The organism is Streptomyces sp. 891-h (assembly GCF_022760275.1).
Lineage (GTDB): Bacteria > Actinomycetota > Actinomycetes > Streptomycetales > Streptomycetaceae > Streptomyces > Streptomyces spirodelae.
This window is the reverse complement of the sequence record NZ_CP050693.1, coordinates 6,182,901-6,199,204: the sequence shown is the minus strand read 5'-3', so window position 1 is coordinate 6,199,204 and position 16,304 is coordinate 6,182,901. Positions and strand designations below refer to the sequence as shown.

Below are 16,304 nucleotides of genomic sequence, written 5' to 3'. Positions count from 1 at the left end.
GGCACCCCCTCACCGGACAGACGCCCAGCCGGGCGGCAAAACGCGGGGGCAGGCATGGCGAGTGGGCGGCCGGGGGACCCGGCACGCATGACGAACCTCGGTCTGCCGGACAGCATCCGCGCATGTCTGTTCGATCTCGACGGCGTCCTCACCAGGACGGCCGTCGTCCACGCCGCCGCCTGGAAGGAGATGTTCGACGCCTATCTGCGCGGCAGGGACGGACCCGGCTTCCGCCCGTTCGACCCGGTGGCGGAGTACGACGCGTACGTGGACGGGCGACCGCGTGCCGACGGGGTCCGCACCTTCCTCGCCGCGCGCGACATCCGGCTGCCCGAGGGCACCCCCGACGACCCGCCCGGCGCGGAGACCGTCAACGGGCTGGGCAACCGGAAGAACGAGCTGCTGCTGGAGAAGATCCGCAAGGACGGCGTCGAGGCGTACGACGGCTCACTGCGCTATCTGCGCGCGGTACGGGAGGCCGGGCTGTACACGGCCGTGGTCTCCTCCAGCGCCAACTGCCGCGACATCCTCGCCTCGGTCGGCATCGAGGACCGGTTCGACGTGCGGATCGACGGCATCGTGGCCAGGGAGCGCGGCCTGCCCGGCAAGCCGCGTCCCGACACCTTCCTCGCCGCCGCGCGGGAACTGGGCGTCGAGGCGGGCGAGTCGGCGGTCTTCGAGGACGCGCTGGCCGGAATGGACGCCGGACGCTCCGGCCACTTCGGGTACGTCGTCGGCGTCGACCGAACCGGACAGGCCGACGCGCTGCGCGCACACGGCGCCGACACGGTCGTCCAGGACCTGCGAGAACTGCTCGAAGACGGCGCCGCGCAGCAGACCCGGCAGGCGCGGCAGACACAGCAGGTCCGGCAGACACAGCAGGTGCCGGGACAGGAGGAGCGCCCGTGATCAGCCACTCGTCCTACGCCGTCCAGCCCTGGTCGCTGCGCGAGAGCACACTCAACCTCGATGTGCTGCCGCAGAGCGAGTCCGTCTTCGCCCTCTCCAACGGCCACATCGGCTGGCGCGGCAACCTCGACGAAGGAGAGCCGCACGGCCTGCCGGGCACCTACCTCAACGGGGTGCACGAGCTGCGCCCCCTGCCGTACGCGGAAGCCGGCTACGGCTATCCGGAGTCCGGACAGACCGTCATCAACGTCACCAACGGCAAGATCATGCGTCTGCTCGTGGACGACGAGCCGTTCGACGTCCGCTACGGCAAACTCCGCTTCCACGAGCGCGTACTGGATCTGCGCACCGGGCTGCTGCGCCGGGTCTGCGAGTGGAGCTCACCGGCCGGCTGCACCGTACGGGTGACCTCCACCCGGCTGGTCTCCTTCAGCCAGCGCGCCATCGCCGCCGTCGCCTTCGAGGTGGAGCCCCTGGACACCGACGCGCGGGTGGTCGTGCAGTCCGAGCTGGTCGCCAATGAACAACTGCCGAAGAAGAGCGGCGAGGACCCGCGGGTCGCCGCCGCGCTGGAGGACGTGCTGCTGCCGGAGGAGGACTTCGCCTCCGACATGCGGCTGCGCCTGGTGCACCGTACCGACCGCAGCGGACTGCGGGTCGGCGCTGCGGCCGACCACACCGTGCACGGCCCCGAGTCGACCAGCACCTCGAGCGAAAGCGGGGAGAACGTCGCCCGGCTCACCGTCACCTCCGAGCTGCGGCCCGGCGAACCGCTGCGGGTGGAGAAGCTGGTCTCCTACGGCTGGTCCGGCGTCCGCTCGCTGCCCGCCGTACGCGACCAGGTCGACGCGGCCCTGGCCGGCGCCCGCAGCAAGGGCTGGCAGGGGCTGGTCGACCAGCAGCGGGAATACCTGGACAGCTTCTGGGCGCGCGCCGATGTGGAGGTGGACGGCGACGCGGAGATCCAGCAGGCGGTACGCTTCGCGCTCTTCCACGTCCTGCAGGCGGGCGCGCGCGCCGAGAAGCGCGCCATCCCCTCCAAAGGGCTCACCGGCTCCGGCTACGACGGCCACTCGTTCTGGGACAGCGAGCAGTTCGTCCTGCCGGTGCTCACCTACACCTCACCGGACTCGGTGGCCGAGGCCCTGCGCTGGCGGCAGGAGACACTGCCCCCGGCGCGCGACCGGGCACGCCAGCTGGGCCTGCGCGGAGCGGCCTTCCCCTGGCGGACGATCGACGGAAGCGAGTGTTCCGCCTACTGGCCGGCCGGCACCGCAGCCTTCCACGTCAACGCGGACATCGCCGACGCCGTCACCCGGTATGTGCAGGCCACCGGCGATACCGAGTTCGAGCGCGAGACGGCTGTGGAGATCCTGGTCGAGACCGCCCGGCTGTGGCACTCGCTGGGCCACCACGACCACCACGGCATCTTCCACTTCGACGGGGTGACAGGCCCCGACGAGTACAGCGCCGTCGCCGACGACAACCTCTACACCAATCTGATGGCGCAGCAGAATCTGCGCGCCGCCGCCGACGCGGTGGAGCGCTACCCCGAGCAGGCCGCCGCGCTGGGCGTGGACGACGAGGAGGCCGCGGCCTGGCGGGACGCGGCCGAAGCGGTGGCCATACCGGTCAACGAGACACTGGGGGTGCACGAGCAGTCGGCCGGCTTCACCGGGCACCAGATGTGGGACTTCGCCTCCACCCGGCCCGACCACTATCCGCTGATGCTGCACTTCCCCTACTTCGACCTGTACCGCAAGCAGGTCATCAAACAGGCCGACCTGGTGCTCGCCCTCTACAAGCGCGGAGACGCCTTCGACGCGGACGAGAAGGCACGCAACTTCGCCTACTACGAGCAGATGACCGTCCGCGACTCCTCCCTCTCGGCGTGCTGCCAGGCCGTGATGGCCGCCGAGGTCGGCCATCTCCGGCTCGCCTACGACTATGTGGGCGAGGCGGCGCTGATGGACCTGGAGGACCTGGAGAGCAACACGCGTGACGGGCTGCACATCGCCTCGCTGGCCGGCGCGTGGATCGCGCTGGTCGCCGGGTTCGGCGGGATGCGGCTGCGGCACGGGGGTCTCGACTTCTCCCCGCTGCTGCCCGACCAGCTCACCCGGCTGGCCTTCCGGGTACAGGTGCTGGGGCGGCGGCTACGGGTGGAGATCAGCGGTACGCAGGCGACGTACACGCTGCTGGAGGGCGAATCGCTCGAGCTGTGCCACTGTGGGCAGCCGTTCACGGTCGCGGCCGGTGAGTCGCAGTCCTTCCGGGTGCGGAGGCCGCCGCCGCGCGATGAGCCGACGCCGCCATTGGGGCGCCAACCGGCACGGCGCCATGGGAGGGCGGGGGCCCCGGAGTAGGGCCCCCGTTCCAGCTGTGCTGCGCTTGGGCAGTCTGCGCCATGGGGGTACCTCCCGGACGGAGTCTGGGGGAGCAGGGTGGGCAAGCGCAGCCCCCATGCGGGGTGCCCTACGCGCTGTACCGCTTCAATTCGCGGCGGGCGAGGGAGCGCTGGTGGACCTCATCGGGGCCGTCAGCCAAGCGCAGCGTCCGCGCTGAGGCCCACAGGTGCGCGAGGGGGAAGTCCTGGGAGACGCCGCCGGCGCCGTGGAGCTGGATGGCATCATCAATGATGCGCACCACCGCTCGCGGGGTGGCGATCTTGATGGCCTGGATCTCGGTGTGCGCCCCCCGGTTGCCGACGGTGTCCATCAGCCACGCCGTCTTCAGCACCAGCAGCCGCAGCTGCTCCACCTGCACCCGCGCGTCGGCGATCCACTCGTGCACCACGCCCTGCCGGGCCAGCGGCTTGCCGAATGCCGTACGGTCCACCGCGCGCCGGCACATCAGCTCGATGGCCCGCTCGGCCATCCCGATCAGCCGCATGCAGTGGTGGATTCGACCGGGGCCGAGCCGGGCCTGGGCGATGGCGAAGCCGCCGCCCTCCTCGCCGACGAGGTTGGCGACGGGTACGCGTACGTCATCGAAGACCACCTCCGCGTGGCCGCCGTGGTAGTGGTCCTCGTAGCCGTAGACGGACATCGCACGGCGCACCTCGACGCCTGGCGTGTCGCGCGGGACGAGCACCATGGACTGCTGGCGGCGCACGTCCTCGCCGTCCGGGTCGGTCTTGCCCATGACGATGAAGATCTCGCAGTCCGGGTGCATGGCCCCGGAGATGTACCACTTGCGGCCCGAGATGACATAAAAGTCGCCTTCGCGTCGGATGCGGGTGGCGATGTTGGTGGCGTCCGAGGAGGCGACCTGTGGCTCCGTCATCGCGAACGCCGAGCGGATCTCACCCGCGAGCAGCGGCTCCAGCCACCGCTTCTTCTGCTCGGCGGAGCCGAACTGGGCCAGCAGCTCCATGTTCCCGGTGTCGGGGGCCGCGCAGTTGAGGGCGGTCGGCGCGAGCTGCGGGCTGCGCCCGGTGATCTCCGCCAGCGGCGCGTACTGGAGGTTGCTGAGCCCGGCACCGTACTCCGTATCGGGCAAGCTGTGCTGGTCCACAAAGAAGAGGTTCCACAGGCCCAGCTTCCGCGCCGTGGCCTTGAGTTCCTCCTGGACCGGCACGGTGGCCCAGGGGGAGTCCTGCGCGGCACGCTGTTCCTCGGCGACCTGCTCGGCCGGGTACACGTGCTCGTCCATGAAGGCGAGCAGCCGCTCGCGGAGCTCCTCGGTGCGCGCGTCGTATGCGAAGTCCATGTGCTGCTCAGCCCTTCCGCAAGGTGGTGAGTCCGTTGTCGATGAAGACCGGCACCAGCTCGCCGATCCGGTCGAAGCCCGCGCCGACGGTCTGGCCGAGCGTGAAGCGGTAGTGGATGCCCTCGAGGATCACGGCGAGCTTGAAGTAGGCGAACGCGGTGTACCAGTGGACCCGGGAGACATCGCGCCCGGACAGCTCGGCGTACCTCTCGATCAGCTCTGCCGCCGAGGGGTGGCCCGGGGCCCCGCTGGTGGTGCTGACCGGCGAGTCGGGCACCTCCTGGCGCTCGCTGTACATCGCCAGCAGCCCGAGGTCGGTCAGCGGGTCGCCGAGCGTGGACATCTCCCAGTCCAGCACCGCGGCCACCTTGTCGTCGGCGCCGACCAGCACGTTGTCGAGGCGGAAGTCACCGTGGACGACGGTGGGCCGGGGCGAGTCGGGCAGGGTCTCGGCGAGCCCCGCGCGCAGCTCGTCGATTCCGGCGAGGTCGCGGCTGCGGGACGCCTCCAGCTGTTTGTTCCAGCGCCGCAGCTGCCGTTCCAGGAAGCCCTCGGGACGGCCGAAGTCGCCCAGTCCGACGGCTTCGGGGTCGACGGAGTGCAGCGCCACCAGTGTCTCGGGCAGCGCCAGTACGACCTGGCGGGTGCGCTCCGCGCCGAGCGGCGCGAGCTGTTCGGCCGTGCGGTACGGGGTGCCCTCGACGTGCTCCATCACATAGAACGGCGCGCCGATCACCTCCGGGTCCTGGCACAGCAGTTCGGTCCGCGGGACCGGGACGGGGGTCTCGCTCAGCGCGCTGATGACGCGGTGTTCCCGGCCCATGTCGTGCGCGGTGGCCAGCACGTGCCCGAGCGGCGGCCGCCGCACCACCCACCGGCCGCTTCCGTCGGTGACCCGGTAGGTCAGATTCGACCTGCCGCCCTGCACGACCTCGGCACTCAGCGGCCCCTGCACCAGCCCCGGACGTTCGCGCTCCAGATGCGCGGCCAGCCGTGCCAGATCGAGCCCGGGCGGATTCTCTTCCCTCATCGTGCGCGCTCCTTCAGCATCGGTCGCACCCGATCATGCCGACTAGTCGGTATGTGCGTCCACCCCTTGTTCCCGCCACACCGCAGGACGCCCTGTTTGACCCGTATGTGACCGGCTCGGTGTGCGATGCACCGCTTTCCGCCCGTAGGCCCATGACACACACCCCGGTCGCGCCCTAGCCTCGGGGCATGCCCATGGGTGACAACGAGCCGCTGTTCGTACGCGACGAGCGCTCAAGGAACGGCTACGTACTCAACCACCGCAACCCCTCAGGTCTGGCCCTGATCATCGTCCTCACCGTCGGAGTGCTGATCCTGACCGCCGTCACGCTCGCCTGACGTCCGCTCAGCGCTCCCCCGCGTCCTCCAGCGCACCGCGCACCGCGGCGCGGGTCTCGTCCGGCGTACCGGCGACGGACACCGTGGCCCCCCGCTCGTCCCGGCCCAGCGGCTCCAGGGCCTCGAACTGCGAACGCAGCAGGCTCGACGGCATGAAGTGGCCCCGGCGCCGGGCCACCCGGGCCGCTATCAGCTCGTAGGAGCCGTCCAGGTGGACGAAGAACAGCCGCGGCGAGGCCCGGCGCAGCCGCTCGCGGTACCGGCGCTTGAGCGCCGAGCAGACCAGTACCGCGCCACCGGCGGTACGGTCGGCCAGCCAGTCGGCCATCGCGTCCAGCCAAGGCTCCCGGTCCGCGTCGTCCAGCGGGACGCCGGCCGACATCTTCCGGATGTTGTGCTCGGGGTGGAAGTCGTCCGCGTCGGCGAACGGCAGCTCCAGCACCTGCGCCAGCCACTCACCGACGGTGCTCTTGCCCGAGCCGGACACCCCCATCACCACGACGAGCGGCCCCTGCTCCCCCTCAGCGCCGTTCACAGCACCATCATCCCTCCCACGCCGATCAGCACCAGCACACAGGCCAGCGTTCCGACGGTCTCGGCCGCACCCATCGTCTCCGGCCTGGGCCGCGAGAGCCCGCGGATCCGCCGGTGCGCTGTCACCAACAGGCCGATCCAGGCCAGCGCACCGAGGCAGGCGGCGCCCGCGGCGAGGCCGAACGGCTGCGCGACCGCCACCCGTGCCGCCAGCGCCACGGAGACCGCACAGGTCAGGGTCGTACGCCGCCAGGCCAGCCAGGTGCGCTCCGGCTGCGCGCCCGGATCACGCGGCGGCTCCCCGGTCACCGGCCCGCCAGACCGAGCACCACGACGGCGATGATCAGCAGCGCCGCGAACGCCGTGCCGCTCGCCAGCAGCACCGGGAAGCGCGAAGCCGGCAGGTCCTCGCCGCGCCGCATGGCCCGCTCGCACCGCACCCAGTGGTTCACGGCACGGAAGGCGCACAGCGCCGCACCGGCCAGCAGCACGATCGCGACGCCCGTCCGCACCCCCCAGCGCAGGTCCGTCAGGAACTGGTCGACGGCGATCCCGCCCGCGACCAGGGCCAGGGCCGTGCGGATCCAGGCGAGGAAGGTGCGCTCGTTGGCGAGCGAGAAGCGGTAGTCGGGCGTGGAGCCCTCCTCCCTGAGCCGCTGGGGGGCGAGCCACAGCCGGGCAGTCACCCGGATCCGGTCAAGCATGCTTCAACCGTACGCGGTGACCTGCGGCTCCTCCCCCAGGGGGCGCAGCCGCACCGGGAGCGGGTCAGCGCGCGGTCAGCCGGCGGTGGCACTCCAGCCCGTCCGGGACGACCTCCCCCCGGGCCTCCCAGCCGGTCAGCCGCCGCTCCAGCGCCTCCTCGGGCAGGAAGTCCCACCACTCGACCTCCTCGGGCTGCGGCCGGACGGGCAGCGTGCACACCACCTCGTACACCTGGAGGAACCAGGAGAACTCCGGCGTCTCGAAGAGGAACTTCAGCCGCCGCTCGGGCTGCGGCAGCCCGCTGACACCCAGCTCCTCCTCGGCCTCCCGCAGCGCCGCCGTGTCGTAGTCCTCGCCCGCGCCCAGGACACCGCCCACCACCACGTCGTACATCCCCGGGAAGATCAGCTTGGTCGGGGTACGGCGGTGTACGAAGATCCGGCCCGCCGCGTCCCGCACCCGGATGGAAGTGCTGCGGTGCCGAAGCCGCTGCGCGTAGACCTCGCCGCGCGGCCGCTGCCCGACGACCCGGTCCTGCTCGTCCACGATGTCCAGCAGCTCGTCCGCCGCCCGCCCCTGCATCCGCTGTCGCTCCGTCATACGCCCATCCAAGCAGCGCGGCGGGGCGCGAACCGCTCCGGAGGGGTGCCCGTCGGTCCGCGGGAAGGTTACTCTCCGGTCACCAGCCGGTGCAGCCGTAGGAGAGGTGGGAGCATGGCGTACGACGCCGATGTGATCGTGGTCGGAGCCGGGCTGGCGGGTCTGGCCGCGACGGCCGAACTCGCCGACGCCGGACGGCGCGTCGTCCTCCTCGACCAGGAGCCCGAGCAGTCGCTCGGCGGCCAGGCCCACTGGTCCTTCGGCGGCCTCTTCTTCGTCGACTCCCCCGAACAGCGCCGGCTGCGCATCAAGGACAGCCGCGAGCTGGCCTGGCAGGACTGGCTCGGCACGGCCGGCTTCGACCGCCCGGAGGACCACTGGCCGCGCCGCTGGGCCGAGGCGTACGTGGACTTCGCCGCCGGCGAGAAGCGGTCCTGGCTGCGCTCCCAGGGGCTGAAGCTCTTCCCCGTCGTCGGCTGGGCCGAGCGCGGCGGCTACGACGCGGGCGGGCACGGCAACTCGGTGCCCCGTTTCCACATCACCTGGGGCACCGGCCCTGGACTCGTCGAGCCGTTCGAGCGCAGGGTGCGCGCGGGCGTGGCGAAGGGCCTGGTCGAGCTGCGCTTCCGGCACCGCGTCACCGGGCTGTCCCGTACGGCCGGAGCGGTCGACACCGTGACCGGCGAGGTACTGGTGCCCAGCGACGCGCGGCGCGGCACCGCGAGCAGCCGTGAGGTGACCGGAAGCTTCCAGCTGCGCGCCCAGGCCGTGATCGTCACCTCCGGCGGCATCGGCGGCAACCACGGCCTGGTACGCGCCAACTGGCCCGACCGGCTGGGCACTCCGCCCGAGAAGCTGCTCTCCGGCGTCCCCGCGCACGTGGACGGACTGATGCTCGGCATCACCGAACAGGCGGGCGGACGGCTCATCAACCGCGACCGGATGTGGCACTACACCGAGGGCATCGAGAACTGGAACCCCATCTGGGACCGGCACGGCATCCGCATCCTGCCCGGCCCCTCCTCGCTGTGGCTGGACGCCACCGGAAGACGGCTGCCGGTACCGCTCTTCCCCGGCTTCGACACCCTCGGCACCCTCGACCACATCATGCGGACCGGCTACGGCCACACCTGGTTCGTACTGAGCCGGAAGATCATCGAGAAGGAGTTCACCCTCTCCGGCTCCGAACAGAACCCCGACCTGACCGGGCGGTCCGTACGCGACGTCCTCGGCCGGGCGCGCCAGGGTGCGCCAGGGCCCGTGCAGGCGTTCATGGACCACGGCGCCGACTTCGTGATCGAGCACGATGTCGCCGCACTGGCCCGCCGTATGAACGAGCTGACCGGCGACAAGCTGATCGACGCCGACGCGCTGCGCCGCGAGATTGCCGCGCGCGACCGCGAGATCCGCAACCCGTTCACCAAGGACCTCCAGATCACCGCGATCCACGGCGCCCGCCGCTATCTCGGCGACCGCCTCATCCGCGTCGCACCCCCGCACCGCCTCCTCGACCCCGCCGCCGGGCCACTGATCGCCGTCCGCCTCAACATCCTCACCCGCAAGACGCTGGGCGGCCTGGAGACGGACCTGTCCTCGCGGGTGCTCACCGAGGGCGGCGAACCCCTGCCCGGCGTCTACGCGGCAGGTGAGGCCGCCGGCTTCGGTGGCGGCGGTGTCCACGGCTACCGCTCCCTGGAAGGCACCTTCCTGGGCGGCTGCCTCTTCTCGGGCCGCACAGCGGGCCGCGCCGCTGCCCGCGCTGTCGGCTGACGCGTCAGCCGACCGTCACCACCACGCGCCCCGTGGTCACGCCGTCGAAGACCCGCTGGACGGCGTCGGCGGCGGCGTCCAGTGCCACACGTTCGCTCACCAGGGGCTTGACGGTGCCCTCCGCCGCGAGGCGGGTGAGCTCCTCGTGACAGCGGTCGACCGCCGAGGGGTCCCGTTGCGCGTACAGACCCCAGTGCAGCCCGAGGATCGAGTAGTTCTTCACCAGGGCGTGGTTGAGGCCGGGGGTGGGCACGGCGCCGCTGGCGAAGCCGACGACCACGATGCGCCCCTCGAAGGCCACACACTTGGCTGACGCCTTGTAGGCGTCGCCGCCCACCGGGTCGTACACCACGTCGGCACCCTTGCCGCCGGTGGCCTCCTTGACGGCGGCGACGACATCGTCGCTGCGCCGGTCGATGACGACGTCACAGCCCAGTTCGCGGGCCGCCTCGGCCTTCGCAGCGCCGCCCACCACGCCCAGCACCCGGGCCCCCGCCGCCTTGCCGAGCTGGACGGCGGCGCTGCCGACGCCGCCTGCCGCGGCGTGCACCAGCAGGGTCTCGCCCTTCTGGAGGCCGGCGCGCCGGTGGAGGCCGAACCAGCCGGTCTGGTAGCCGATGTGCAGCGCGGCGGCCTCGGCGTCGTCCAGCGCCTCGGGCGCGGGCCGGGCGCTCTCCTCGCTGATGACGGCCAGTTCACCGAAGGCACCGCAGGGCAGCACCGGCTGGCCCAGCACCCGCTCCCCCGCCCTGGGCCCCTCGACGATCTCGCCGCACAGCTCCACACCGGGGGTGAACGGCAGCGGGGGACGCACCTGGTACTCGCCCCGGCACAGCAGGGCGTCGGGGTAGTTGACGTTGCCGGCCCGCACTCGCACCAGCAACTGGCCGGTCCCCGGCTCGGGCTCCGGTATCTCCTCCAGCCGCATCACATCGCGGGGTTCGCCATTGCTGTGAACGCGCCAGCCCTTCACGGGGGTGTCCTTTCTGCCGAACGTTGTGGTTGAGCTTGTCGTAGTTGCCGCCGGACCCTCACCGTCGTGGTTGCTCGCCGTTGCGGCGGGATCGAACGCGGGGGCTACGCCCCCGCTCCTCCACCGCGCCGCGCGCCCCGCCTCACGGCCTGAGCGCCCGCAGCAGCAGATCGGCCAGGTGGTCGGCGACCTCTTGCGGGGTGAGCGGACCGTCGGCGCTGTACCAGCTGCCGAGGTGGTGCACGGAACCGAAGTGGTAGTCCACGACCAGATCCGCGGGGGTGGCGTCGCTGAACACCCCGCAGCGCCGGCCCTCTTCGATCAGGGCACGGAACCGCTCGTGGTAGCGGCGCCGCTCCGCCCGCACCTGCTTCTGCTTCTCGGGCGAGAGCTGGTGCATGGAGCGGAAGAAGATCATGGCGTCGTCGAGGTTCTCGATGGTGGTGACGACGACATCGGCGGCGGCCAGCCGCAGCCGCTCCTCGACGGGTGCCTCGCGCTCGGCGAGCAGATCGAGGCGCTCCTGCTGGAGCCGCAGCAGGCGGCCGTAGATCTCGTGCAGCAGGTCGTCCTTGGAGCCGAAGTAGTGGTAGAGGGCGCCCTTGGTGACGCCCGCGGCCTCCACGATCTCCTGTACGGAGGTGCGGTCGTAGCCCTGCTCGGCGAAGAGGCGGGTGGCGGCCGCCAACAGCCGCTGCGGTACGGGGGCCGGGGTGCCGCCCCGGGAGTCGGGGCCCGCAGCTCCCGTCTCGCCCCCGCGCGCCTGACGTCCCGTACCGGCCCTGGTCGCCATGGCCGCCACCTGCCTCTCGTTCATCGTTCACCGACCGGGGTCGCTCGGCTCTTCCCGGTCCTCGCTCGTGTGCCGGGAGCCGCCCGGCTGCCGGGAACGCAGCTCCCGCCGCAGGATCTTGCCACTGGTGGTCTTGGGCAGCTCCCGCAGGATCTCCACCTCACGCGGGTATTTGTAGGCGGCCAGCCGCTCCTCGCAGTACGCGCTCAGTTCCTCGGGCGCGGCGTCGGCACCGTCGCGCAGGCTGACGTACGCCTTGACGGTCTCGCCCCGGTATTCGTCCGGGACGCCGACCACCGCTGCCTCGCGGACGGCCGGGTGCGCGTAGAGGACGTCCTCCACCTCCCGCGGCCAGATCTTGAAGCCGGAGGCGTTGATCATGTCCTTCTTGCGGTCGACGACATACAGCCAGCCGTCCTCGTCCATGAACCCGATGTCGCCGGTGCGCAGCTCACCGCCGGGCATCCCGGTGGCCGTCTCGGCGGGCCGCCGCCAGTAGCCGGGGACGACCTGCGGGCCGCGCACGGCGATCTCCCCCTGCTGCCCGAGGGGAACAGGCTCGCCCGCCTCGTCCAGGATGCGGACGACCGTGTCCGGGCCGGGTACGCCCACCGCGAGGGTGCCGGATTCCGGGTCGACCGGCGCCTGCCTGCCGGGCGGTACCGAGGCACACGGGGCCGAACACTCGGTGAGCCCGTAGCCGTTGCCGATGTAGGGGCCGAAGGCGGCGCGGAACTTCTCCACCAGCGCGGGCGGCAGCGGTGCGCCGCCGGAGGAGATGTGGTGGAAGGAGGCGAAGTGCTCGCGGGTCACTCCCGGGTGCGCGGCCAGCGCCATGAACGCGGTGGAGGGGCCGACGGTGTACGCGGGCCGGTGCTCGTGGAAGGCGTCGAGGACGACACCGGGCTCGAAGCGGTATGCCAGCGCGAGAGTGCCCCTGTTCACGATGCAGCCGCACAGCTGTACGACCATGCCGGTGATGTGGAAGAGCGGTGCCAGCGCGAAGACGCAGGAGCCTTCGGGGATGGCGTGACCGACGCGCTGCCGCTCGGCGTTGTGGGCGAGGTTGGCATGGGTGTTCATGGCGCCCTTGGGCGCTCCGCTGGTGCCGGAGGTGTAGCTGATGAGGGCGATGTCGTCGCCGGCCGGTTCGCGCCCGGTGGGCGCGGGCGCGCCGGTGCGCGCGACCGCGAGCAGGTCCTGCGCGTCGTCGGCTGGCGCACACCGCTCGAAGTCGAGCACGCGGGCGTCGTCGCGGGTCTGCAGGTCCAGTTCGCACGCCGTCAGTACGGTGTGCACGGTGCTGCCGGCCGCGGTGGCGCGCAGCCGGTCCTCCCAAGCGCGGTCGGAGCACACCAGCGCGGCGACCTCGGCGTCCTCGAGTACGTGCGCCACCTCGCGTTCCTTGTACATCGGATTGACGGGCACGACGATGGCGCCCGCCTTCCACGCGCCGAGCAGCGCGAGGACGTAGTGCGGGGTGTTCTGCAGCATGAGGGCGAGCCGGTCGCCCTTGCGCAGCCCGCGTTCGGCGAGGTGCGCTGCGACGGCGTCGGAGAGCGCGTCGGTCTCGGCGTAGCCGAGCCGGCCGTCGAAGTAGGTGAGCGCGGTGCGGTCGGGCACTTCGCGGGCGGCGGCGCGGAAGGCGTGCAGCACCGTCTCGGGGGGCGTGACGGGGGCGCGCTGGGCCTCGGTGAGCTGTGCGAGCCAGGGCTTGTCCTCGTAGCGCGCTGCGGCCGCCGGTGTCATGCCGGCTCCCCCTCCCGCGCTGCGGCGGGCGGGGCCGGTGCGTTGCGCGTGTCCGGGATATCCGGTGCGGCGGCGCCCGTGCGGCGTTCGACCTTCTGCTGGAGGTGGTTCATGGCGCCGAGCCAGTCGTCGGTGCTGGTGGCCCGCGCGGTGTAGTGGCCCTGGGTGGTGGCGTGCGGGAGGACGAGGAAGCGCCCGTCGGCGAGCGCGGCGAACAGCGCTTCGGCGACGGCCTCGGGCGCTATGGCGCCCGGCCGCAGCACCACGTCGCCCGCCGTGCCGGTGGCCTCCAGCATGTCGGTGCGTACGCCCTCCGGGCAGATGGCGTGGACGTCCACACCGCGGTGCCGGTAGGTGACCGAGAGCCACTCGGCGAAGGCGAGCGCCGCGTGCTTGGTGACGCTGTAGGGGGCCGAGCCGACCATGGTCAGCAGACCGGCCGCCGAGACGGTGGAGACGAAGCGGCCCCGCCCGCGCTCCAGCCAGCCGGGCAGCAGTTCACGCGCGGCCCGCACGTGTGCCATCACGTTGAGGTCCCAGGCCGCGTTCCACTGGGCATCCGGGGCCTCGGGGCCGCCCTCGGTGCCGACACCGGCGTTGGCGCAGAACGTGTCGACGGCGCCGCCGAGCGCCTCCTGCGCGCGGGCGACGATCGTGGCCGCGTCGCCGGGTACGGCGATGCCGCCGATCTCCTCGGCGACGGCGCGCGCCCGGCCGGAGTCGAGGTCGTTGACGACGACCCGCGCCCCCTCGGCGGCGAATCTGCGGGCGAGGGCCGCCCCTATGCCACCGCCGGCTCCGGTGACGACGACGCCACTGTCGCGCAAGGACTCCATCGGCTGCGCCTCCCACTTCCTCGGGCTTGTGCATTTGCGGCCCCGTTCGGATACGTACGGCACGACGGCGTGGCCGTGGCCGGGCCCGCATCCGTCGAGCAGACTAACCAGTCGGTATGTCGTTGCGGAAGGGGCGCCCGGCGATCCGGGAGAGCCGGTTCCCGCGCCGGTCCCACGTCGTTCCCGCGCCAGTCACGCGCCGGTCGGGCGCCGGTCCCCGCGCCGGTCCGGGAACGACAGCGGCGCAAGGCTCGTTCTTCTGCTGTGTGCGGCGCGCGACGCCGCCCATGCGTGACAGGTGGAGAGTTCCGGAAGCGACTGCGCCCGCTGAGGTGGGAAACCGGCCCTTACAGGAATAGAGGGCCACATCCGGGGTAATCCGCCACGCCGAAGCAAGTACGCGCTCTCCGCGCGAAAAAGCATCGCCGGAGACGGATCCGAACTGCGGGGCCGTACGTCACATCCCCGACGACACGGGTCCTCTCCGCCGGAGGTGGGATGATTGGCCGGTTTCAGAGCGCTCGCCCGACAAGTCCGTGACCCAGACAGAGATCCGTCCCAGCGGCGGCAGGCACTGCGCAAGTGCCTGGAACGGTTCGCCCCCTACGGCCACCGCGCCACCTGGCAACACCTGTGCAGAAACGCCGGGTTCCATCCCGACGACCGGGAACCGGACCCCGCGCTGCTCGTCGCGGCCCTGGAGGAGCTGGAGGAGGCCCGCGCGGTCTGGCTCGCCTACGAGTCCGAAGTGGCGGCCCGCCGCAAGCGGGAGAAGCGCGAGGGGATCAGACAGCCCACCGCGCTCGACGAGTGGCACCGCCGCACCTGGGGCGGCAGGTCGCTGATGCGGTGCGACCCGGCGCAGCCGCCCACGCCCCGGCTGGCCGAGGTGCTGCGGCGCATGATCGCCATGACGGACGACCTGTGCGAGACGCCTCCGCAGCGCCGCGGGCTGCTGATGGACCGGGGTGTGCGCACGGAGATCCGCACCGACGGCACCGGCCGCCGCGAGAGCCGCAACCCGCACCGGCAGGGCGCCGGCTCCCGGCTGGGGTTCAGTAGTCCGCTGCCTTCCCAGGGGTGACCTCCCGGGGACGGCCCCCGCATGTTCCGGGGTGATCCTCCAGGGGCCGGGCCCCGGGGGCGGGGTGGCGCCCTCCCGGCGCTGCTGGCATGCTGACGTGGCACGTGCTGAGCGGTCGCTTATTCGCGAGACGCTCATCCGCACCTGCTCCGTACACACGTGACACAGCTGCGTGGGAGGTTGTTTCCATGGCGGAACCCCGGGTCTTCACCACGGCCGACGAACTGCGGGCCGCGGTCGGCCAGGAGCTGGGCACCAGCGACTGGCTGGAGGTGGACCAGAAGCGGATCGACCTCTTCGCCGACGCCACCGGCGACCACCAGTGGATCCATGTGGACCCGGAGCGTGCCGCCGAGGGGCCGTTCGGCAGCACCATCGCCCACGGCTATCTGACGCTCTCGCTGCTGCCCGCCCTCGTGCCGCAGGTGCTGCGCGTGGAGGGCATGCGGATGGGCGTCAACTACGGCACCAACAAGGTGCGTTTCCCCGCACCCGTACCCGTCGGCGCCCGGCTGCGCGCCCGGGTGACCCTGTCCGACGTCAGCGAGACGCCCGACGGCGGGGTGCAGCTCGCCGCTCAGGTGTCCGTGGAACGGGAGGGCGGCGACAAGCCGGTGTGCGTGGCGGAGAGCCTCAGCCGCTACTACTGGTGAGACCGGCGGACCGGTGCCCCGCCATCCGCAGGGCGAGGTCGGCATACAGCTCGCCGATCTCGCCCGGCGTCCTGCGCCCTTCCGGGCTGAACCAGCGGGCGACGTCGATGCACAGCGACATCACCGCCAGCGCCGTCCCACGGATGTCCGGAATGTCGAACTCGCCTGATCTGACGCCCTCTTCGAGAACCCCGCGCAGGATCTCCTCGCTGCGGCGGCGCAGCACCACGATCCGCGCGTAGTGCTCCTCTCCCAGCGCCGCGAGCTCGTACTGGACGACGCGCGCCGTGGTGTGGTGCTCGGCGTGCCAGCGCACGAAAGCGCGGACAGCGCGGGCGAGGCGCTCCGCGCTGTCTGCCGCGCCCTCCACGGCCTCCTCCAGGACCGCGACGGACCGCTCGTGACCCACCCTGCTGATGTGGAAGAGCAGCTCTTCCTTGGTCTTGTAGTGGATGTAGAGCGCCGCGGGGGACATCCCGGCGCGGCCTGCGATGTCGCGGGTGGTGGTGGCATGGAAACCCCGCTCGGCGAAGGCCTGTACAGCGCCCAGGAGAAGGCGGCGGGCGGCATCGGGGGTGACGCCGCCAAACGATTCGTCGATCTCGCCCGTCGTCATCCG

17 protein-coding genes are annotated in these 16,304 nt (G+C 71.9%); 6 read left to right on the top strand and 11 right to left on the bottom strand.

Going from position 1 to position 16,304, the window contains the following annotated elements:
- Window positions 1–87: 87 nt before the first annotated feature.
- Together HC362_RS27210 and HC362_RS27205 are read left to right on the top strand one after the other, a co-directional pair.
- A complete protein-coding gene (locus HC362_RS27210; protein WP_243086765.1) occupies window positions 88–909 on the top strand; it encodes a beta-phosphoglucomutase family hydrolase in 822 nt (273 codons plus the stop codon).
- Window positions 906–3,275, top strand: a complete 2,370-nt coding sequence (locus HC362_RS27205) for a glycosyl hydrolase family 65 protein (RefSeq protein WP_243086764.1) — start codon at window positions 906–908, stop codon at window positions 3,273–3,275. Before HC362_RS27210 ends, HC362_RS27205 begins: the two co-directional genes overlap by 4 nt.
- Before the next feature lie 109 nt (window positions 3,276–3,384).
- Here the strand turns inward: HC362_RS27205 and HC362_RS27200 are convergent, their stop codons facing one another.
- Window positions 3,385–4,620: an acyl-CoA dehydrogenase family protein gene (locus HC362_RS27200; protein ID WP_243086763.1), complete on the bottom strand. Its 1,236-nt coding sequence runs from the start codon at window positions 4,618–4,620 to the stop codon at window positions 3,385–3,387.
- A gap of 7 nt (window positions 4,621–4,627) precedes the next feature.
- A complete protein-coding gene (locus HC362_RS27195; RefSeq protein ID WP_243086762.1) occupies window positions 4,628–5,650 on the bottom strand; it encodes a phosphotransferase family protein in 1,023 nt (340 codons plus the stop codon).
- A gap of 188 nt (window positions 5,651–5,838) precedes the next feature.
- Here HC362_RS27195 and HC362_RS27190 point away from each other — a divergent pair, with 188 nt between their 5' ends.
- Entirely contained in the window at window positions 5,839–5,988 is a 150-nt protein-coding gene (locus tag HC362_RS27190; protein ID WP_243086761.1) for a hypothetical protein, read from the top strand.
- 7 nt (window positions 5,989–5,995) lie between these two features.
- Here the strand turns inward: HC362_RS27190 and HC362_RS27185 are convergent, their stop codons facing one another.
- The 4 genes from HC362_RS27185 to HC362_RS27170 form a co-directional block, all read right to left on the bottom strand.
- Window positions 5,996–6,481, bottom strand: a complete 486-nt coding sequence (locus HC362_RS27185) for a gluconokinase (protein WP_243088840.1) — start codon at window positions 6,479–6,481, stop codon at window positions 5,996–5,998.
- Window positions 6,482–6,519: 38 nt separating this feature from the next.
- Complete coding sequence (locus tag HC362_RS27180) at window positions 6,520–6,831, bottom strand: DUF202 domain-containing protein (RefSeq protein ID WP_243086760.1); 312 nt, start codon at window positions 6,829–6,831, stop codon at window positions 6,520–6,522.
- On the bottom strand, window positions 6,828–7,226 hold the full coding sequence (locus HC362_RS27175) for a DUF202 domain-containing protein (protein ID WP_243086759.1): 399 nt from the start codon (window positions 7,224–7,226) through the stop codon (window positions 6,828–6,830). Before HC362_RS27175 ends, HC362_RS27180 begins: the two co-directional genes overlap by 4 nt.
- A gap of 64 nt (window positions 7,227–7,290) precedes the next feature.
- Complete coding sequence (locus HC362_RS27170) at window positions 7,291–7,827, bottom strand: NUDIX domain-containing protein (RefSeq protein WP_243086758.1); 537 nt, start codon at window positions 7,825–7,827, stop codon at window positions 7,291–7,293.
- Window positions 7,828–7,941: 114 nt separating this feature from the next.
- On the opposite strand from HC362_RS27170, the gene HC362_RS27165 reads away from it, so the two are divergent.
- Window positions 7,942–9,597, top strand: coding sequence for an FAD-binding dehydrogenase (locus HC362_RS27165; protein ID WP_243086757.1), 1,656 nt, complete (start codon window positions 7,942–7,944; stop codon window positions 9,595–9,597).
- A gap of 4 nt (window positions 9,598–9,601) precedes the next feature.
- Here HC362_RS27165 and HC362_RS27160 read toward each other — a convergent pair whose 3' ends face one another.
- From HC362_RS27160 to HC362_RS27145, 4 genes are all read right to left on the bottom strand, one after another.
- A complete protein-coding gene (locus tag HC362_RS27160; protein WP_243086756.1) occupies window positions 9,602–10,570 on the bottom strand; it encodes an NADPH:quinone oxidoreductase family protein in 969 nt (322 codons plus the stop codon).
- A gap of 142 nt (window positions 10,571–10,712) precedes the next feature.
- Window positions 10,713–11,387 (bottom strand): TetR/AcrR family transcriptional regulator, encoded by a 675-nt coding sequence (locus tag HC362_RS27155; protein ID WP_243086755.1) that lies wholly within the window; start codon window positions 11,385–11,387, stop codon window positions 10,713–10,715.
- 3 nt (window positions 11,388–11,390) lie between these two features.
- On the bottom strand, window positions 11,391–13,112 hold the full coding sequence (locus HC362_RS27150; protein ID WP_243086754.1) for an AMP-binding protein: 1,722 nt from the start codon (window positions 13,110–13,112) through the stop codon (window positions 11,391–11,393).
- On the bottom strand, window positions 13,109–13,948 hold the full coding sequence (locus HC362_RS27145; protein ID WP_243086753.1) for an SDR family oxidoreductase: 840 nt from the start codon (window positions 13,946–13,948) through the stop codon (window positions 13,109–13,111). The genes HC362_RS27150 and HC362_RS27145 overlap by 4 nt, the downstream gene beginning before the upstream one ends.
- A gap of 502 nt (window positions 13,949–14,450) precedes the next feature.
- Here HC362_RS27145 and HC362_RS27140 point away from each other — a divergent pair.
- Both HC362_RS27140 and HC362_RS27135 read left to right on the top strand, forming a co-directional pair.
- A complete protein-coding gene (locus HC362_RS27140) occupies window positions 14,451–15,032 on the top strand; it encodes a hypothetical protein (protein ID WP_243086752.1) in 582 nt (193 codons plus the stop codon).
- 188 nt (window positions 15,033–15,220) lie between these two features.
- Entirely contained in the window at window positions 15,221–15,685 is a 465-nt protein-coding gene (locus HC362_RS27135) for a MaoC family dehydratase (protein WP_243086751.1), read from the top strand.
- On the opposite strand, the gene HC362_RS27130 is transcribed toward HC362_RS27135, so the two are convergent.
- Window positions 15,666–16,301 carry a TetR/AcrR family transcriptional regulator gene (locus HC362_RS27130; RefSeq protein WP_243086750.1) on the bottom strand — a complete coding sequence of 212 codons (636 nt, stop codon included), beginning with the start codon at window positions 16,299–16,301 and terminating at the stop codon, window positions 15,666–15,668. The genes HC362_RS27135 and HC362_RS27130 overlap by 20 nt on opposite strands.
- Window positions 16,302–16,304: the final 3 nt, after the last annotated feature.

Excerpts from the sequence above, each read along its gene's own strand:
- HC362_RS27150 (WP_243086754.1), bottom strand. The coding sequence starts at position 13,112 with ATGACACCGGCGGCCGCAGCGCGCTACGAGGACAAGCCCTGGCTCGCA.
- HC362_RS27135 (WP_243086751.1), top strand. The coding sequence starts at position 15,221 with ATGGCGGAACCCCGGGTCTTCACCACGGCCGACGAACTGCGGGCCGCG.
- HC362_RS27170 (WP_243086758.1), bottom strand. The coding sequence starts at position 7,827 with ATGACGGAGCGACAGCGGATGCAGGGGCGGGCGGCGGACGAGCTGCTG.
- HC362_RS27155 (WP_243086755.1), bottom strand. The coding sequence starts at position 11,387 with ATGAACGAGAGGCAGGTGGCGGCCATGGCGACCAGGGCCGGTACGGGA.
- HC362_RS27145 (WP_243086753.1), bottom strand. The coding sequence starts at position 13,948 with ATGGAGTCCTTGCGCGACAGTGGCGTCGTCGTCACCGGAGCCGGCGGT.
- HC362_RS27190 (WP_243086761.1), top strand. The coding sequence starts at position 5,839 with ATGCCCATGGGTGACAACGAGCCGCTGTTCGTACGCGACGAGCGCTCA.
- HC362_RS27165 (WP_243086757.1), top strand. The coding sequence starts at position 7,942 with ATGGCGTACGACGCCGATGTGATCGTGGTCGGAGCCGGGCTGGCGGGT.
- HC362_RS27200 (WP_243086763.1), bottom strand. The coding sequence starts at position 4,620 with ATGGACTTCGCATACGACGCGCGCACCGAGGAGCTCCGCGAGCGGCTG.
- HC362_RS27130 (WP_243086750.1), bottom strand. The coding sequence starts at position 16,301 with ATGACGACGGGCGAGATCGACGAATCGTTTGGCGGCGTCACCCCCGAT.
- HC362_RS27210 (WP_243086765.1), top strand. The coding sequence starts at position 88 with ATGACGAACCTCGGTCTGCCGGACAGCATCCGCGCATGTCTGTTCGAT.
- HC362_RS27185 (WP_243088840.1), bottom strand. The coding sequence starts at position 6,481 with ATGGGGGTGTCCGGCTCGGGCAAGAGCACCGTCGGTGAGTGGCTGGCG.
- HC362_RS27175 (WP_243086759.1), bottom strand. The coding sequence starts at position 7,226 with ATGCTTGACCGGATCCGGGTGACTGCCCGGCTGTGGCTCGCCCCCCAG.
- HC362_RS27195 (WP_243086762.1), bottom strand. The coding sequence starts at position 5,650 with ATGAGGGAAGAGAATCCGCCCGGGCTCGATCTGGCACGGCTGGCCGCG.